The organism is Vibrio sp. 1727, assembly GCF_033344415.1.
Taxonomy (GTDB): Bacteria; Pseudomonadota; Gammaproteobacteria; order Enterobacterales; family Vibrionaceae; genus Vibrio; species Vibrio alginolyticus.
The window spans coordinates 1-503 of the sequence record NZ_JAWPOT010000720.1; the positions used below are offsets into that span (position 1 = coordinate 1).

General features: G+C 44.7%; 1 protein-coding gene. It reads right to left on the reverse strand.

Annotated features, from left to right (window positions below):
• Positions 1-503: glutaredoxin domain-containing protein (locus tag R8O10_RS27805; protein WP_318192307.1), on the reverse strand; the 503-nt coding region annotated here is incomplete at both ends.

Below are 503 nucleotides of genomic sequence, written 5' to 3' on the forward strand. Positions count from 1 at the left end.
ACCGATGTGTTTACCGCCGATGAATACTTGCGGGACGGTCGTACGGCCTGTAATAGCACGAAGACTGACGGAAGTTGCATCTTTCCCCAAAATGACTTCTTCATATTGAAGACCGTGATCAATCAAGTTTTGTTTGGCTTTCATACAGAAAGGACAACCAGGCTTGGTAAATACAGTGATCGATTCCTGAGTTCTGTACTCTGGTGCGATGTAGTTCAGCATAGTGTCTGCATCCGAGACTTTGAACGGATCTCCTGGCTCATTTGGCTCGATGAACATCTTCTCAATCACGCCATCTTTTACCAACATGCTGTAACGCCAAGAACGTTTACCAAAACCGATGTCATTTTTGTCCACGAGCATGCCCATGCCATCGGTGAACTCACCATTACCATCTGGAATAAAGGTGATGTGCTCGGCTTCTTGGTCGTGTTTCCAAGCGTTCATAACGAATGTGTCGTTTACCGAAATACACAAAATTTCATCAACACCGTGTTCTTTAA